This is a genomic window from Angustibacter luteus (genome assembly GCF_039541115.1).
Classification (GTDB): Bacteria; Actinomycetota; Actinomycetes; order Actinomycetales; family Angustibacteraceae; genus Angustibacter; species Angustibacter luteus.
Genome location: NZ_BAABFP010000002.1, coordinates 1 through 15,699, shown reverse-complemented (window position 1 = coordinate 15,699; position 15,699 = coordinate 1). Strand labels below are relative to the sequence as shown.

The following is a 15,699-nucleotide window of genomic DNA, read 5'->3' as shown; positions in this document are numbered from 1 at the left end:
CTCAGCCCTGGGCCTGCGCGATGTACGCGACGGCGTCGCGGACGGTCGACAGGTTCTTCACGTCGTCGTCGGGGATGCGGACCGAGAACTTCTCCTCGGCGTTGACCACGATCGTCATCATCGACAGCGAGTCGATGTCGAGGTCGTCGGTGAAGCTCTTGTCCAGCTCGACGGAGTCGGTGGGGAGCCCGGTCTCCTCGTTCACGATCTCGGCGAGACCGCTGAGGATCTCCTGCTCGCTGTTGGCCATGCGTGGCGCTCCTTGTGTGTGACGTTCCGGAATGAACTGCCTGCGTGCTGCCCGAAGGTCCCGTCGGGTGGCGGGGAATCAGGGGAGGGTGACGACCTGCGCGGCGTAGGACAGGCCGGCGCCGAAGCCGATGAGCAGGGCCAGGCCGCCGTGCGGCGCCTCACCCTCGCGGAGCATCCGCTCCATCGCCAGCGGGATCGAGGCGGCGGAGGTGTTCCCGGTCTCGGCGATGTCGCGCGCCACCGGGATGCCCTCGGGCAGCCGCAGCGCCTTGATCATCGAGTCGATGATCCGCATGTTCGCCTGGTGCGGGATGAACGCGTCCAGCTGCTCCGCGCTGATGCCGGCCTTCTCCAGCGCCTGCTGGGCGATGGGTGCCATCTGCCAGACGGCCCAGCGGAACACGGTCTGGCCGGCCATCGTGATGTGCGGCCAGTCGGTGCTGCCGTCGCGGACGGCGATCCAGCTCTCGCGCTGGCGGATCGCGTCCCACTGCGCGCCGTCCGAGCCCCAGACGGTGGGGCCGATGCCCGGGGTGTCGGACGGGCCGATCACCACCGCGCCCGCACCGTCGCCGAAGATGAAGGCGGTGCCGCGGTCGCTGAGGTCGGTGAAGTCGGAGAGCTTCTCGACCCCCACGACCAGCACGTACTCGGCGCTGCCACCGCGCACCATGTCGCCGGCCAGCGCGACGCCGTGGCAGAAGCCGGCGCAGGCGGCTGAGATGTCCATGGCCGCCGCCGGGGTGGCGCCGAGCCGGTGGGTCAGCATGGAGGCCGCGGACGGCGTCTGGAACGGGTGGGTGACCGTGGCCACCAGCACCGCGCCGATGCGCGAGGCGTCCAGGCCCGCGGCGTCCAGGGCCTGGCGGCACGCGGCCTCGGCCATGTCCACCACGGTCTCGTCGGCGGCGGCCCAACGACGCGAGACGATGCCGGAGCGCTCCCGGATCCACTGGTCGCTCGAGTCGATCCGCTCGACGAGCTCGGAGTTGGGCACGACCCGCTCGGGCCGGTAGCCGCCCACGCCGTAGATCCGGGCGTGCGGGGCGCCGCTGGGCGGCGAGATCTGGGGGCGTTCGGTCATGCCGGTACCTCCTGCGGGTGCAGTCGGACGATGGGCTGACCGGGCGAGACGGGGTCGCCGTCCTCGACCAGCCACTCGACGACGCGACCGCCGTGCGGGGCGACGACGTCGAAGGTGTCGCGCAGGGTGGCCACGGTGGCGATGGTGTCTCCGTCGCCGACGGACGCGCCGGCGTCCAGCGCGGTGAAGTGCACGATGCCCTTCAGCGGGGCGACGACCAGGCGCCAGGTCGGGCTCTGCGACAGGCCGCTGGACTGGCCGTGCCGGGCCACCATCTCCTTGGCCTTGTCCAGGTCGTCGGGGGTCTTCAGGGCCAGCGTCTCGACGTCCGGCAGCGACCGCTTGACCAACCCGGTCAGCGCGCCGGCCGGGGGGATCTCGATGAAGCCGGTGACGCCCAGGTCGCGCATGGCCTCCATGCACAGGTCCCAGCGCACCGGGTTGCTGACCTGGCTGACCAGCCGGCGCAGCACCTCGCGCCCGTCGTGCACGACGTGCCCGTCGGCGTTCGAGAGCAGCCGGGTGCGCGGGTCGTGCGTGGTGATGGCGCGGGCGTAGCCGGACAGGACGTCGACGGCCGGCCGCATGTGCTCGGTGTGGAAGGCCCCGGCGACCTGCAGGGGCATCAGGCGGGCCTTGGCGGGCGGGACGTCCTTCAGGGCGGCCAGCTGCTCGAGGGTGCCGGCCGCAACCGTCTGCCCCGCACCGTTCGCGTTCGCCGCGGTCAGGCCGTGCTTGGCCAGGGCAGCCGCGACCTCGTCCGGGTCACCACCGAGGACGGCCGTCATGCCCGTCGCCGTCACTGCGCTGGCCTCGGCCATCGCCCGGCCACGCTCGCGGACGAACACCATGGCCTGCTCGGCGGTCAGCACGCCCGCGCCGGTGGCGGCCGTGATCTCACCGACGCTGTGCCCTGCACCGGCGGCGATCTGCCGGAACGCCTCGGCGGGGTGCGGGAAGAGCGCCAGCAGTGACACCAGGCCGCTCGCCACGATCAGCGGCTGCGCCACGGCCGTGTCCCGGATGGTGTCGGCGTCCGACTCGGTGCCGTGCTTGACCAGGTCGATCCCGGCGACGACGGACAGCCAGCTCAACCGGTCCTCGAAGCCCGGCAGCTCGAGCCAGGGGCGCAGGAAGCCGGGGGTCTGGGAGCCCTGTCCAGGGCAGGCGATGACGAGCACGTACCCACCCTGTCTGCTGCAGGGGCCGGAACCGGCTGCCGACGCGGACCAACCTTGCGCCCTCGATTTGGAGGTTTCCTACAAAACGGCGTCAATCAGCGGTCCGGGCGGCCCCGGTCGGGGCCACAACCGGTTCGAGGTCGGCGTCGGCGGGCGGCAGCGGCCGCCGGGTCGATCCGGACAACCGGCCCAGCGCCAGCGCCATCCGGACGACGTGGGCGTCCCGGGGCTGCATCACGTCGTACCCGCAGGTCTCGGCCGCCCGGCGCAGCCGGTACCGCACCGTGTTGGGGTGCACGAACAGGATGCGCGCCGACGCCTCCAGCGAACCGCCGGACTCCAGGTACGTGCTGACCGTGTCGAGCAGGCTCCCGCGTGCGTCCTGCAGGCGGCGGTAGACCCGGTCGACCAGCGCGCGCCGGGCGGGGGTGTCCCCGGCCAGCACCCGCTCGGGCAGCAGGTCGTCCGCCAGCACGGGGCGGGGTGCCTCGGGCCACGCGCGAGCCGCGACGAGCCCCGCGAGCGCGGCCCGCGCCGAACGTCCCGCCGCGAACAGGTGCGGCACCGTCGGCCCGACCACGACCGGCCCCTCGGCGAACGCGAGCGAGAGACCGTCCGCCGTGGCCAGGGGGTTCGTCACGCCACCCAGCACGGCGACCAGCCGGCCACCCTGCACCGCGGCCAGCGCGTCGACGCCGAGGCGACGAGCGTGCTGCCGCAGGGACTCCACGACCTCCGCCGCCGACCCCGAGGCCGCCTCGCCGGCCACCACGACGACGTCCGTCTGCGCGTCCCAGCCGAGCGCCGCGGCGCGCGACTGCAGGGCGTCGTCCGCCTCGCCGCGCAGCACCGCGTCGACCACCAGGGCCTCGAGCCGGGCGTCCCAGGCGCCGCGGGACTCGGCGGCCTGGGCGTAGACCTCGGCGGCCGCGAAGGCGACCTCGCGGGAGTAGCGCAGCACGGCCAGCCGCAGGGCCTGCTCCTCGCCCGGCGCGGCCAGCTCGTCGACCTGGTCCTCGACGACGTCCACCACCGTGCGGACCAGGTCGAGGGTCTGGCGCAGCGTGATCGCGCGGGTCAGCTCGCGCGGTGCCGTGCCGAACACGTCAGCCGTGATCTCCAGCACCCCGCTCGGGTGGCGGAACCAGGCCAGGAACGCACCCACGCCCGCCTGCGCCACCAGGCCCACCCACGACCGGTCCTGGGCGGACAGGGCGCGGTACCAGGGGAGGGTCGCCTCCATCCGGGACGTCGCGAGCCGGGCCAGCTCCGGCATGCCCTGCTCGATGCGTCGCCTCGTGCGCGCGCCGGCGACGCCCGCGACGACGCTCGGGCGCACGTTCTCGGCGTGCTCACTCACGCTGGCAGCCTAATGCGTCTTTGTGGACGCAACACAATGGTCACGAGATGGTGACGCCGGGCGCTCAGCGGCCCACCCGGCGGCTCCGGGGGCTGCCGAACGGACAATCCTGGGTTATCGTCGCAGTGCGGATCGGTTGAGCATCTGCCGGATCCTCGGACCCTGACCGGGACGCAAGGAGGACGACGTGGGACTGCTGGACCGACTTCGTGAACGGGTGCGCGGTTCTGCCGCCGCTGCGGGCACCAGCGCAGCGCCGACCCTGCTCAAGCGCCGCCGTCTCGTCGGGCCCGCCTCCGACGACAACCAGGTCGCCCTGCGCGCCCGCCTGCACCAGGACCCCAACGACTCCGTCGCCTTCGCCCAGCTCGCCGAGGTGGTCCGCCGCGAGGCCGCCGAGGGCCACGAGGACGAGGAACGTCGGCCGCGGGCCGTCGCCGACGCCGAGTGGGCGCTGGCCGAGGAGCTCGCGCACAACTCCCGCGCCTGGTACCCGCTGATCGAGCTCGGCCGGCTCTCGCTGCGCGAGGACCTCGAGGGCGCGCAGCGCCGGCTCGGGATCGCCGTCGAGCGCGAGCCCACCGGTCGGGCGCTCGCCGAGAGCCTGGCGATGCTGCGGCGCGAGGGGATGCCCGAGGTGGCACTGGCCCTGGGCGTCGGGCACTGGCGCCCGCGCGAGCACGTGCCGGGCGCGGGCCGCGAGCTCGTGCAGGCCGCCGCCGAGGCCGGGCGGATCGGCGAGGCCCGCCGCCACCTCGACGCGCTCGCCGAGCACCCCGAGGCGGACGTCGTCGACCTGCGCGAGCAGCTGGACGCGCTCGCCTCGCGTCGCCCCGCAGCCCGCTGAGCCGACCCCACCGGCGGATCGGGCGAACGCGCATGATCACCGCGGACGCGCTCCGCGGTGATCATGCACGTTCGCCCCAGCGGACGGGTTAGGATTCGCCGCCGGCGTTGCCCGACGTGCCCGCCGAGATGTCCAGCAGCTGGTACTTCTCGGCCGCCACCGCTGGCGTGCGCGGGTCGATCTCGCCCCGCGCGGCCAGGGACTGCAGCGCCCGGACGGCGACCGACGGGCCGTCGATGTGGAAGTGCCGGCGCGCGGCGGGTCGGGTGTCGGACAGGCCGAAGCCGTCGGCCCCGAGCGTCGCGTAGTCCGACGGGACCCACTCGCGGATCTGGTCCGGCACCGCCCGCATGTAGTCGCTGACCGCGACCACCGGACCGTGCCGACGTCCGAGCTGCTGGGTGACGAACGGCACCCGCACCGGCTGCTCCGGGGCGAGGAAGGACTGCTCGTCGCAGGCCAGCCCGTCACGGCGCAACTCGTTCCAGGACGTCACGCTCCACACGTCGGCGTCCACCCCGAAGTCCGTCCCGAGCAGCTCCTGGGCCTCGAGCGCCCAGGACATCGCGACGCCCGAGGCCAGCAGCTGCACCCGCGGGCGGCCGGTGTCGGCCTGACCCGGGCGCAGCAGGTACATGCCCTTGAGCAGCGCGTCCACGTCGAGGTTCTCCGGCTCGGCCGGCTGGACGATCGGCTCGTTGTAGACCGTCAGGTAGTAGAAGACGTTCTCCGGGTCGTCCCCGTACATCCGACGCAGGCCGTCGCGGACGATGTGCCCGATCTCGTAGCCGTAGGCCGGGTCGTAGGCGACGACCGCGGGGTTGGTCGCGGCCAGGATCGGCGAGTGGCCGTCCGCGTGCTGAAGGCCCTCGCCGGTCAGCGTCGTGCGGCCGGCCGTCGCCCCGATCAGGAAGCCACGGGCCATTTGGTCGGCGGCCGCCCACAGGCTGTCCGCCGTCCGCTGGAAGCCGAACATCGAGTAGAAGACGTAGACCGGGATCATCGGCTCGCCGTGCGTCGAGTACGACGACCCGGCCGCGGTGAAGGCGGCCACGGACCCGGCCTCGTTGATCCCCACGTGCAGGATCTGCCCGGACGTCGACTCCTTGTAGGCCAACATCAGGTCGGCGTCCACGGACACGTAGTTCTGCCCGTGCGGGTTGTAGATCTTGGCCGTCGGGAAGAACGAGTCCATGCCGAAGGTCCGCGCCTCGTCCGGGATGATCGGCACGATGCGCGGGCCGATCTCCTTGTCCCGCATGAGGTCGCGCAGCAGCCGGACGAACGCCATCGTGGTGGCGACCTCCTGCTTGCCGGACCCGCGCTTGACCACGTCGTACGTCGAGTCCGGCGGCAGGGCCAGCTGCTTGCCGTGCGAGCGGCGCCGCGGGATGGAGCCGCCCAGCTTGGCGCGGCGCTCCAGCAGGTACTTGATGGCCTCGTCCTCCGCGCCCGGGTGGTAGAAGGGCAGCTTGTACGGGTCCGCCTCGATCTGCGCGTCGCTGATCGGGATGCGCAGGCTGTCCCGCAACAGCTTCGCGTCGTCCACCGTCAGCTTCTTCATCTGGTGCGTCGCGTTGCGGCCGGCGAAGTGCGGCCCGAGGCCGTAGCCCTTGATGGTCTGGGCGAGGACGACGGTGGGCTGGCCGGTGTGGTGCACGGCGGCGTCGTAGGCGGCGTACATCTTGCGGTAGTCGTGGCCACCGCGCTTGAGCTTCCAGATGTCGTCGTCCGAGAGGTTCTCGACCATCTTGCGGGTCCGCGGGTCCCGGCCGAAGAAGTGCTCGCGGATGTAGGCGCCGTCGTTGGCCCGGTAGGTCTGGTAGTCGCCGTCCGGGGTGGAGTTCATCAGGTGCACCAGCGCGCCGTCCCGGTCGGCGGCCAGCAGCGGGTCCCACTCGCGGCCCCACGTCACCTTGACCACGTTCCAGCCGGCGCCGCGGAACGACGCCTCGAGCTCCTGGATGATCTTGCCGTTGCCGCGCACCGGACCGTCGAGCCGCTGCAGGTTGCAGTTGACCACGAACGTCAGGTTGTCGAGCTCCTCGAAAGCGGCGACGTGCAGCAGGCCGCGGCTCTCCGGCTCGTCCATCTCGCCGTCGCCGAGGAACGCCCACACGCGCTGCTGGCTGGTGTCCTTGATGCCCCGTCCGTGCAGGTACTTGTTGAACTGGGCCTGGTAGATGGCGTTCATCGGGCCCAGACCCATGGACACCGTGGGGAACTGCCAGAAGTCCGGCATGAGGCGCGGGTGCGGGTACGACGGCATGCCGCCGCCGGGGTGGCTGAGCTCCTGCCGGAACCCGGACAGCTGGTCCTCGCTGAGCCGGCCCTCCAGGTACGCGCGGGCGTAGATGCCGGGGGAGGCGTGGCCCTGGATGTAGATCTGGTCGCCGCCGCCCTCGTGGTCGGCGCCGCGGAAGAAGTGGTTGAAGCCGACCTCGTACAGCGTCGCGCTCGAGGCGTAGCTGCTGATGTGCCCGCCGACGCCGATGCCGGGGCGCTGCGCGCGGTGCACGATGACCGCGGCGTTCCAGCGCAGCCAGGCGCGGTAACGACGCTCGACCTCCTCATCGCCGGGGAACCACGGCTCGGACTCGGGGCTGATCGTGTTGATGTAGTCCGTGGCGGTCAGGCTGGGCACACCGACCTGGCGCTCGCGGGCCCGCTCGAGCAGCTTGAGCATCAGGTACCGGGTGCGGGTGCGGCCCTTCTCGTCGAGGACACCGTCGAGCGAGTCGAGCCACTCCTGGGTCTCGTCCGGGTCGATGTCCGGCAGCTGGCTCGGGATCCCGTTCAGGATGGGTCCCGCGTCCTCGCGACTGCTCACTGTCGTCCTCTCTCACGATCCGTAGACGGCACCATCCTGCCCCTCGCCGCCCGGCGCGTCACATCTACCCACCGGTAGCCGGTCCGCGGCTAGGGTCGGCGGCGTGGAGAGCCTCGAGCTGAACGTGCACACGGGTGCGGTCGAGCGGGTCGTCGACCTGACCTCGCGGTGCGAGCAGTTCCTCGCGGACGTCGGCGCCGGAGACGGTCTGCTGCACGTGTTCGTGCCGCACGCGACGGCCGGCGTCGCGGTCATCGAGACCGGTGCGGGCAGCGACGACGACCTGCTCGCCGCGCTGCGCGACGTGCTGCCGCCGTCCGGGCCGGCCGGTCGCGGCTGGCGGCACCGGCACGGCTCGCCCGGGCACGGGCGCGACCACGTGCTGCCCGGCCTGGTCCCGCCGTACGCCACGCTGCCGGTGCTCGGCGGACGCCTCGTGCTCGGCACCTGGCAGAGCGTGGTGCTCGTCGACACCAACGTGGACAACCCCGACCGCCGGGTCCGCCTGTCGTTCCTCGCCGGCTGACCGGCCGGCCGACTTACAGCCCCAGTCGGTCGCCGCCCGCGTAGACGCTCAGCCGGGGCGGCCGCAGGAAGCCCACCAGGGTCAGTCCGGACTGCTCGGCCAGCTCGATGGCGAGGCTGGACGGCGCCGAGATCGCTGCGAGACAAGGGATCCCGGCCATCACGGCCTTCTGGGTGAGCTCGAAGGACGCCCGGCTGCTGACCACGAGGACGTGCCCGGCCAGCGGCAGCCGGTGCTCGCGGGCGGCCCAGCCCACGACCTTGTCCACCGCGTTGTGCCGGCCGACGTCCTCGCGCACCACCAGCAGCTCGCCCGCGGCGGTGAACAGCCCGGCCGCGTGCAGCCCGCCGGTCCGCTCGAACGCGGCCTGCTCCCGCGCCAACGCTTCCGGCAGGTCGGCCAGCACCTGCGGCGCGATCGGCGTGCGGTCCGCCGCGACGTCGTACGGCGACCGGCGGCGCACCGCGTCGATGCTCGTCGTCCCGCACACCCCGCAGGCGGACGTCGAGGCGAACGACCGCTCGAGCGAGACCTCCGGCAGCACCACGCCGGGGCTGAGGGCGACGTCCACCACGTTGTAGGTGGGGTGGCCGTCGGCGTCCTCGTCCAGGCAGTGCATGAGCGTCCGGACGTCGTCCGCCCCCGACACCAGGCCCTCACCGACCAGGAACCCGAGCGCCAGGTCGAAGTCGTCCCCGGGCGTTCGCATCGTCACGGTCAGCGGGCGGCCGTCCACCCGGACCTGCAGGGGCTCCTCGACGGTCACCGTGTCAGGTCGGCGCACCACCGAGACCTGGTCGCCGTCGAGCGTGACGCGCTGCACCGGCGTCCGCGTCGTGATGCGTCCCATGCCGTCAGCCTCGCACGGCTGCGGGCAGCCGCACAGCCGGACGGTGGGCCAGCGGGACACCGGGCGAGCCCGTGAATGTCCGCCGTTGTGCCGGTATTCGCGACACGCAGAGGCCCTCCCTGTGGACAGGCGCTTGCGCGATCCGTCCCCCTCTAGTGGACTACGGGCACACGCGGGGCATCCCGCGCGGGTCCGGCAGCAACGCCGGGCTCAGTGAGGCTCGTAGGCGAGGAGTGGGAATCGTGAGTGCCACCGCGGACGACGCGGCCGACCGGGGGCTCGTCGGGCGTCTGGGTCTGCAACGGGGTCAGGTCGTGCAGGAGCTGGGTTGGCACGAGGAGGTCGACGACGAGATCCGCGTGGCCATCGAGGACGCGGTCGACTCCGACCTGCTGGACGAAGAAGCCGACGAGGTGGCCGACGTCGTGCTGCTCTGGTGGGCGGACGACGAGGGCGACCTCGTGGATGCGCTCGTGGACGCCCTGACGAACCTCGGCGAGCGCGGTTCCGTCGTCCTGCTCACGCCGAAGGCTGGCCGCGAGGGTCACGTCCCGCCGAGCGAGGTCGTCGAGGCGGCCCTGGCCGCCGGCCTGCACGGCACCTCGACGTTCAGCGCCGGGCAGGACTGGAGCGCCACCCAGCTCGTCGCTCCGCGCTCCGGCCGCAAGTAGTCCTGTACCGACCCGCCCTCGCAGTCCCGAGAGGATCCTCCATGACCGAGCCCACCCTGACCGTCGGTGACCCCGCACCGGACTTCACCCTGAAGAGCCAGCACGGTGAGGAGGTCACGCTGTCGGCGTTCCGCGGCGAGCGCGCCGTCCTGCTCGTGTTCTACCCGTTCGCCTTCAGCGGCACCTGCACGGGTGAGCTGTGCGAGCTGCGCGACGACCTGTCCGCGTTCCAGAACGACGACGTCCAGCTGCTCGGGATCTCGTGCGACCCCGTGCACTCGCTGCGCGCCTGGTCCGCCGACCAGGGCTACGAGTTCCCGCTGCTGTCCGACTTCTGGCCGCACGGCGCGGCCGCGAGCGCGTACGGCGTCTTCCTGCCCGACTTCGGCATGGCGACCCGTGGCACGTTCCTGGTCGGCGGGGACGGCAACCTGGCCTGGAGCCTGGTGCACGGTCCGGGCGAGGCGCGCGACCCGAACGCGTACCGTGAGGCGATCGCCGCGCTGTGACGACGACGGCGTGACGACGTGCCGCCCGGCCGGTCCGGGCGGTTGGGGCCTGTAGCTCAGCTGGTAGAGCACCGCGTTTACACCGCGGGTGTCGTCGGTTCGAACCCGGCCGGGCCCACCACTACACCGGGTCGTCCGAGACGTCGCGGCGCGCGGATGCTGCCGACAGCTGCCTGCTGGGCGATAGGTTTCCTCCCGTGAGCGACTCCGACGCGCAGCAGGTGCGGCCGCCGACCCTGGCCGAGGTGATGGCGGGGCTGGCCGACCTCTACCCGACCGGCAGCGCGATGGACTGGGACGCGGTCGGGCTGGTCTGCGGCGACCCCGACCAACCGGTGCGCAAGATCCTGTTCGCCGTCGACCCGACGACCGCCGTCGTCGACGAGGCCATCGAGTGGGACGCCGACCTGCTGGTCGCACACCACCCGCTGCTGCTGCGCGCCGTCAGCTCGGTCGCGGCAACCAGCGCCAAGGGCCGGATCGTGCACCGGCTGATCCGGGCGGGGTGTGCGCTGTACGTCGCGCACACCAACGCCGACATCGCCATGCCGGGCGTGAGCGACGCGCTGGCTCGGGTCCTCGGCCTGGACGAGCTGCAGCCGCTGAGCCCGCAGCCGCTCGAGGCGCTCGACAAGATCGTGGTGTTCGTCCCGACCGCGTCCGCGGACGCCGTGGTGGACGCGCTGGCCGCCGCCGGCGCGGGTGAGCTCGGCGACTACAGCCGGTGCGCCTGGACGTCGACGGGCAGCGGCACGTTCACGCCGGGGGAGGGGGCGAAGCCGGCGGTGGGAAAGGTCGGGGACGTCGAGACGCTCGACGAGACCCGGGTCGAGATGGTGCTACCCCGGTACCGTCGTCCCGACGTCGTCCAGGCGCTGCGCGCCGCGCACCCCTACGAGGAGCCGGCCTTCGACGTCCTCGAGCTCGCGGACATGGGCCACGGCACCGGGGTGGGGCGCGTCGGCGTCCTGGCCGAGCCGGTGACCCTGGACCAGTTCGCCCGGTTGGTGTCCAGCGCACTGCCGTTCACGGTGCAGGGTGTGCGGGTCAGCGGCGACAAGGACGCGCTGGTGCAGCGGGTCGCGGTCGCCGGCGGAGCGGGCGACGACCTGTTCGACGCCGTCCGGGCCAGCGGTGCCGACGTCTACCTGACGGCCGACCTGCGCCACCACCCCGCGTCGGAGGCTCGCGAGAGCGCCGGCGACGGACGCCCCTACCTGGTGGACGTCTCCCACTGGGCCAGCGAGTGGCCGTGGCTGGCCGGCTGCGAGAGCCGGATCGTCGCGGCCCTCGGCGAGGCGGGCAGTACGGTGGAGACCCGCGTGAGCACGACTCGCACGGACCCCTGGACCATGCACGTCCCCAGTAGAGGGAGCACACCCTGAAGGCACCGACGACCGACCAGTGGCGCCTGCTCGACGTGCAAGGCGTCGACACCCGGATGCAGCAGATCGCGCACAGCGAGCGGACGCTTCCCGAGCACGCCGAGCTGGCCGACCTCGAGCAGCAGATCAGCGCGGTGCGTGACGACCTCGTGCGGGCGCAGACCGTCGCCAGCGACACCCAGCGCGAGTTCGTCAAGGCCGAGGCCGACGTGGAGCAGGTGCGCCAGCGGGCGGCCCGGGACCAGGCTCGGCTCGACTCCGGGCAGGGCGGGCACAAGGACCTGGAGTCGTTGCAGCACGAGATCGCCACCCTCGCCCGGCGGCAGGGCGACCTGGAGGACGTCGAGCTCGAGGTCATGGAGCGGCTCGAGGGGGCCGGCGCCGACGTCGAGCGGCTGAGCGCGCAGCAGGCCGAGCTGGCGGCGACGGCGAGCCAGGTCACCGAGCGTCGCGACGCGGCCCTCGGCAAGCTGGCCGACGAGAGGCTGCGGCTGGAGCGCGAGCGCTCCGGCATGGTGCTCGGGTTGGACGCTGCCCTGCTCGCCCTCTACGAGAAGATCCGGGAGAGCACCGGCACCGGCGCCGCGATGCTGCGGGCCCGTCGCTGCGAGGGCTGCCGGCTCGAGCTGAACCCGCAGGACATGCAGCGCATCCGCGCCGCCGCGGACGACGACGTCGTGCGCTGCGAGGAGTGCCGCCGGATCCTGGTGCGGACGGGCGAGTCCGGGCTGTGAGCCGCCGGCTCGTCGTCGAGGCGGACGGCGGCTCGCGCGGCAACCCCGGCCCGGCGGCCTACGGCGCGCTGGTGCGTGACGCACAGACCGGTGAGGTGCTCGCCGAGCGCGCGGAGCCCATCGGCGTGGCGAGCAACAACGTGGCCGAGTACGGCGGCCTCGTCGCCGGCCTGAAGGCAGCCGTCGAGATCGACCCGGACGCGCGCATCGAGGTCCGGATGGACTCCAAGCTCGTCGTCGAGCAGATGTCCGGCCGGTGGAAGATCAAGCACGAGGACATGCGCCGGCTCGCCGCGCAGGCCCGGGACGTCGTCGACCCGTCCCAGGTGAGCTACACGTGGATCCCGCGGGAGCGGAACAAGGCGGCGGACCGGCTGGCCAACGAGGCGATGGACGACGCGGCCCGCGGGCTGCCCTGGCGGGGCAGCGCGATCGAGACGATCGCCGGGGCGCCCGCTCAGCAACCCTCGCCGAGGTCGCCGCTGAAGGTCGGGGGCGCAGCGCCCGCCGGGCCGCCGGACGTCGGCGCCGCGGCGACGCTGGTCCTGCTCCGACACGGGGTGACCGCGCACACGGTGGACCGGCGGTTCAGCGGATCCAGCAGCGGCGTCGGGCCCGAGCTCACCGAGCTGGGACGCGCCCAGGCCGGGGCCGCGGCCGAGGCGCTCGCGGCGCTCGCGGCGGTCGAGCCGTTCGAGGCGGTGGTGGCCTCGCCCATGATGCGCGCCCAGCAGACCGCGGAGGTCGTCGCCGCCCGGCTCGGTGTCGACGTCCGCACCGACGCCGCCTGGACCGAGTGCGAGTTCGGCGACTGGGAGGGGCTGACCAGCGCGGAGGTCGCCGAGCGATGGCCGCGGGAGTACCGCGCGTGGCTCGCCTCGACGGGCGTCGCGGCTCCCGGCGGAGAGAGCTTCGACGAGCTCGACGCACGCATCCGCCGGGTTCGGGACCGGACGGTAGCGGGTCACCCGCGGGGTCGCGTCCTCGTCGTCACGCACGCCGGACCGATCAAGACGATGGCCCGCGAGGCGATGGGCGCGCCGGCCGAGGTGGTGTGGCGGATGGAGTCCAGCCCGGCGTCCCTGTCGACCACGCGCTGGTGGTCCGACGGCGGCGCCTCGCTCGTCTCGTTCAACGAGACGGGCCACCTGCACGCTGCGGGCCTCGCCCTACGCTGACCCTCATGACTGAGGTTTCCGCGGAGCGTCTGCGCTACCGGCTGCTGTCCGGTCCGGACGACCGCACCTTCTGCGAGCGGGTGAGCGCGGCCCTGGCCGAGGGCTACGAGCTGTACGGCTCGCCGTCCATCACGTCCGTGGACGGGCGCGTCGTCGTCGCCCAGGCGGTCCTGCTGCCGGAGGGCGTGGCGTGAGCGATCCCCGCGAGGGCTGGCGGCCGGACACCCGGGCCGTCCGGGCCGGGCTGGACCGCTCCGGCTTCGAGGAGACCGCGGAGGCCCTCTACCTGACCTCCGGGTTCGTCTACGAGCGGGCCGCGGACGCCGAGGCCGCGTTCGCCGGTGAGGTCGACCGGTTCGTCTACTCCCGCTACGCGAACCCCACCGTGGCAGCGTTCGAGGAGCGGCTGCGGCAGATCGAGGGCGCGCCCGCCTGCTACGCGACGGCCAGCGGCATGGCTGCGGTCTGGGTCGCCATGGCGGCCCTGGTCTCGGCCGGTGACCGGGTGGTGGCGGCGCGCAGCCTGTTCGGTTCGTGCTTCGTGATCCTGGACGAGATCCTGCCGCGGTTCGGGGTGCACACGGACTTCGTCGACGGGCACGACCTCGACCAGTGGCGTGCGGCGCTCAGCACGCCCGCGACGGCCGTGTTCTTCGAGTCGCCGTCCAACCCGATGCAGGAGCTGATCGACGTCCGGGCGGTGTGTGACCTCGCCCACGCGACCGGCGCCCAGGTGGTGGTGGACAACGTGTTCGCCACCCCGGTGCTGCAGCGCCCGCTCGAGCTCGGAGCGGACGTCGTCGTGTACTCGGCGACCAAGCACATCGACGGTCAGGGGCGCACGCTGGGTGGGGCGGTCCTCGGCACGCAGGAGTTCATCGACGGCCCGGTGCAGACGATGATGCGGCACACGGGTCCCTCGCTCAGCCCGTTCAACGCGTGGGTCCTGGTGAAGGGCCTGGAGACGCTGCGCCTGCGGGTGGAGCACCAGACGGCGTCCGCCCTGGCCCTGGCCCGCCACCTCGAGCAGCACCCGAGGGTGAGGTGGGTGCGCTACCCGTTCCTGGACTCCCACCCGCAGGTCGAGCTGGCGAAGCGGCAGATGTCGGGCGGCGGCACCGTCATCACGTTCGAGCTGGACGGCGGCAAGGACGCGGCGTTCACCGTGCTCGACGCGCTGACCTGCATCGACATCAGCAACAACCTCGGTGACGCGAAGTCCCTGATCACCCACCCCGCCACGACCACCCACCGCCGGCTCGGCCCCGAGGGGCGGGCCGCTGTCGGCATCACGGACGGCGTGGTGCGGCTCTCGGTGGGGCTCGAGGACGTCGCCGACCTGCGCGCCGACCTCGACTCCGCACTGGGTTCGCTGTAGTTCTCAGCCGAACGGCGTAGTGACCGATGGGGAGGGCGACACCTGTCGTCCCTTCACAGCAACGAGGTACCTGCGCCATGCACCTGCTCCGTCTCGACCGCTCCATCGGGCGCCGGCTGGCGGCCGCCTTCGGGCTCGTCTGCCTGCTGCTGGCCGTCGTGGCCGGCGTCGGCCTCTGGGGTCAGAACGTGCAGTCCGACACCCGGACCCAGATGAAGCAGGTGCAGACCGTGCGCGACCAGCTCCAGGAGCTGCGCTACCTGGATGCTGACGTCAGCGGCTGGCAGGCCTACCTGTGGATGCACGCGGTCGTCGACGGCGGCTCGAAGGCGGCCGACCCGGCCGGCGAGAGCGTCAAGGGCATCATGGACGACAAGGCCGCGGGCGCGAAGATCTTCGAGGGCCTCAGCACGCTGGACCTCTCGCCCGCCGAGAAGGCGACGGCGACGAAGACCGCAGCGCTGTGGGACGCCTACTTCGCCTCGACGGACAAGATGATCGCGGCCCTGCGCACGGACACCCCGGCCGGCACCAAGACGGCCTACGACATGCTCAGCACCGGGGACCTGGACACCCAGTGGTCCGCCCTGCTGACCCAGTCCGAGCAGCTGATCAAGTACGCGGACGCCCGGGCGGCCACGCTGGCCACGCAGGCTGACCACGACGCCACCCTGGTGTGGACCGTCGTGCTCATCTGCGCCGCCGTCGCCGTGGCCCTGGCCGCCGCGGCAGGCCTTCTCGTCACGCGGTCCATCGTGCGCCCGATCCGCAAGGTGCAGCACGCCCTGACCGCGATGGCGGACGGTGACCTGACGGCTCGCGCGAACGTGACCGGCTCCGACGAGGTGGCCCGGATGGCGGCGGCGTTGAATGCGGCGCAGGAGTCGGTGCGGGTGGTGGTGGAGCAGGTGTCG

16 protein-coding genes and 1 tRNA gene are annotated in these 15,699 nt (G+C 72.8%); 11 read left to right on the top strand and 6 right to left on the bottom strand.

Annotated features, from left to right (window positions below; translation table 11 throughout):
• Position 1: 1 nt before the first annotated feature.
• The 4 genes from ABEB17_RS00090 to ABEB17_RS00075 form a co-directional block, all read right to left on the bottom strand.
• The gene (locus ABEB17_RS00090; RefSeq protein WP_345714514.1) at positions 2 to 250 is read right to left on the bottom strand and encodes an acyl carrier protein; all 249 of its coding nucleotides are present in this window, start codon (positions 248 to 250) and stop codon (positions 2 to 4) included.
• Positions 251 to 328: 78 nt separating this feature from the next.
• Complete coding sequence (locus ABEB17_RS00085) at positions 329 to 1,336, bottom strand: beta-ketoacyl-ACP synthase III (RefSeq protein WP_345714513.1); 1,008 nt, start codon at positions 1,334 to 1,336, stop codon at positions 329 to 331.
• Entirely contained in the window at positions 1,333 to 2,517 is a 1,185-nt protein-coding gene (locus tag ABEB17_RS00080) for an acyltransferase domain-containing protein (protein WP_345714512.1), read from the bottom strand. The genes ABEB17_RS00085 and ABEB17_RS00080 overlap by 4 nt, the downstream gene beginning before the upstream one ends.
• Before the next feature lie 91 nt (positions 2,518 to 2,608).
• Positions 2,609 to 3,793, bottom strand: coding sequence for a PucR family transcriptional regulator (locus tag ABEB17_RS00075; protein ID WP_345715749.1), 1,185 nt, complete (start codon positions 3,791 to 3,793; stop codon positions 2,609 to 2,611).
• A gap of 271 nt (positions 3,794 to 4,064) precedes the next feature.
• Between ABEB17_RS00075 and ABEB17_RS00070 the strand changes: the two genes are divergently transcribed.
• Positions 4,065 to 4,724, top strand: a complete 660-nt coding sequence (locus ABEB17_RS00070; RefSeq protein WP_345714511.1) for a hypothetical protein — start codon at positions 4,065 to 4,067, stop codon at positions 4,722 to 4,724.
• Between the two features lie 88 nt (positions 4,725 to 4,812).
• On the opposite strand, the gene aceE is transcribed toward ABEB17_RS00070, so the two are convergent.
• Positions 4,813 to 7,554 (bottom strand): pyruvate dehydrogenase (acetyl-transferring), homodimeric type, encoded by a 2,742-nt coding sequence (aceE, locus tag ABEB17_RS00065; RefSeq protein WP_345714510.1) that lies wholly within the window; start codon positions 7,552 to 7,554, stop codon positions 4,813 to 4,815.
• 103 nt (positions 7,555 to 7,657) lie between these two features.
• Here aceE and ABEB17_RS00060 point away from each other — a divergent pair, with 103 nt between their 5' ends.
• On the top strand, positions 7,658 to 8,080 hold the full coding sequence (locus ABEB17_RS00060; RefSeq protein ID WP_345714509.1) for a YjbQ family protein: 423 nt from the start codon (positions 7,658 to 7,660) through the stop codon (positions 8,078 to 8,080).
• 13 nt (positions 8,081 to 8,093) lie between these two features.
• Here ABEB17_RS00060 and fdhD read toward each other — a convergent pair whose 3' ends face one another.
• Positions 8,094 to 8,930, bottom strand: coding sequence for a formate dehydrogenase accessory sulfurtransferase FdhD (gene fdhD / locus ABEB17_RS00055; protein WP_345714508.1), 837 nt, complete (start codon positions 8,928 to 8,930; stop codon positions 8,094 to 8,096).
• A gap of 242 nt (positions 8,931 to 9,172) precedes the next feature.
• On the opposite strand from fdhD, the gene ABEB17_RS00050 reads away from it, so the two are divergent.
• The 9 genes from ABEB17_RS00050 to ABEB17_RS00010 form a co-directional block, all read left to right on the top strand.
• Positions 9,173 to 9,601, top strand: a complete 429-nt coding sequence (locus ABEB17_RS00050; RefSeq protein WP_345714507.1) for a DUF3052 domain-containing protein — start codon at positions 9,173 to 9,175, stop codon at positions 9,599 to 9,601.
• 41 nt (positions 9,602 to 9,642) lie between these two features.
• Positions 9,643 to 10,110 (top strand): peroxiredoxin, encoded by a 468-nt coding sequence (locus tag ABEB17_RS00045; RefSeq protein WP_345714506.1) that lies wholly within the window; start codon positions 9,643 to 9,645, stop codon positions 10,108 to 10,110.
• Between the two features lie 45 nt (positions 10,111 to 10,155).
• Positions 10,156 to 10,231: transfer RNA gene (locus tag ABEB17_RS00040), tRNA-Val, on the top strand.
• A gap of 76 nt (positions 10,232 to 10,307) precedes the next feature.
• Positions 10,308 to 11,495: a Nif3-like dinuclear metal center hexameric protein gene (locus tag ABEB17_RS00035; protein WP_345714505.1), complete on the top strand. Its 1,188-nt coding sequence runs from the start codon at positions 10,308 to 10,310 to the stop codon at positions 11,493 to 11,495.
• A 35-nt stretch (positions 11,496 to 11,530) separates the two neighbouring features.
• The gene (locus tag ABEB17_RS00030) at positions 11,531 to 12,229 is read left to right on the top strand and encodes a zinc ribbon domain-containing protein (protein ID WP_345714504.1); all 699 of its coding nucleotides are present in this window, start codon (positions 11,531 to 11,533) and stop codon (positions 12,227 to 12,229) included.
• A complete protein-coding gene (locus ABEB17_RS00025) occupies positions 12,226 to 13,407 on the top strand; it encodes a bifunctional RNase H/acid phosphatase (RefSeq protein WP_345714503.1) in 1,182 nt (393 codons plus the stop codon). Before ABEB17_RS00030 ends, ABEB17_RS00025 begins: the two co-directional genes overlap by 4 nt.
• 5 nt (positions 13,408 to 13,412) lie before the next feature.
• Complete coding sequence (locus ABEB17_RS00020; RefSeq protein ID WP_345714502.1) at positions 13,413 to 13,601, top strand: DUF1737 domain-containing protein; 189 nt, start codon at positions 13,413 to 13,415, stop codon at positions 13,599 to 13,601.
• Positions 13,598 to 14,785, top strand: a complete 1,188-nt coding sequence (locus tag ABEB17_RS00015; protein WP_345714501.1) for an O-succinylhomoserine sulfhydrylase — start codon at positions 13,598 to 13,600, stop codon at positions 14,783 to 14,785. Before ABEB17_RS00020 ends, ABEB17_RS00015 begins: the two co-directional genes overlap by 4 nt.
• 77 nt (positions 14,786 to 14,862) lie before the next feature.
• A partial coding sequence (locus tag ABEB17_RS00010) for a HAMP domain-containing protein (RefSeq protein WP_345714499.1) occupies positions 14,863 to 15,699 on the top strand: 837 nt, incomplete at its 3' end.

Coding starts and splice junctions, on each gene's coding strand:
- ABEB17_RS00020 (WP_345714502.1), top strand. CDS start 13,413: ATGACTGAGGTTTCCGCGGAGCGTCTGCGCTACCGGCTGCTGTCCGGT.
- ABEB17_RS00085 (WP_345714513.1), bottom strand. CDS start 1,336: ATGACCGAACGCCCCCAGATCTCGCCGCCCAGCGGCGCCCCGCACGCC.
- ABEB17_RS00045 (WP_345714506.1), top strand. CDS start 9,643: ATGACCGAGCCCACCCTGACCGTCGGTGACCCCGCACCGGACTTCACC.
- fdhD (WP_345714508.1), bottom strand. CDS start 8,930: ATGGGACGCATCACGACGCGGACGCCGGTGCAGCGCGTCACGCTCGAC.
- ABEB17_RS00075 (WP_345715749.1), bottom strand. CDS start 3,793: ATGCCGGAGCTGGCCCGGCTCGCGACGTCCCGGATGGAGGCGACCCTC.
- ABEB17_RS00090 (WP_345714514.1), bottom strand. CDS start 250: ATGGCCAACAGCGAGCAGGAGATCCTCAGCGGTCTCGCCGAGATCGTG.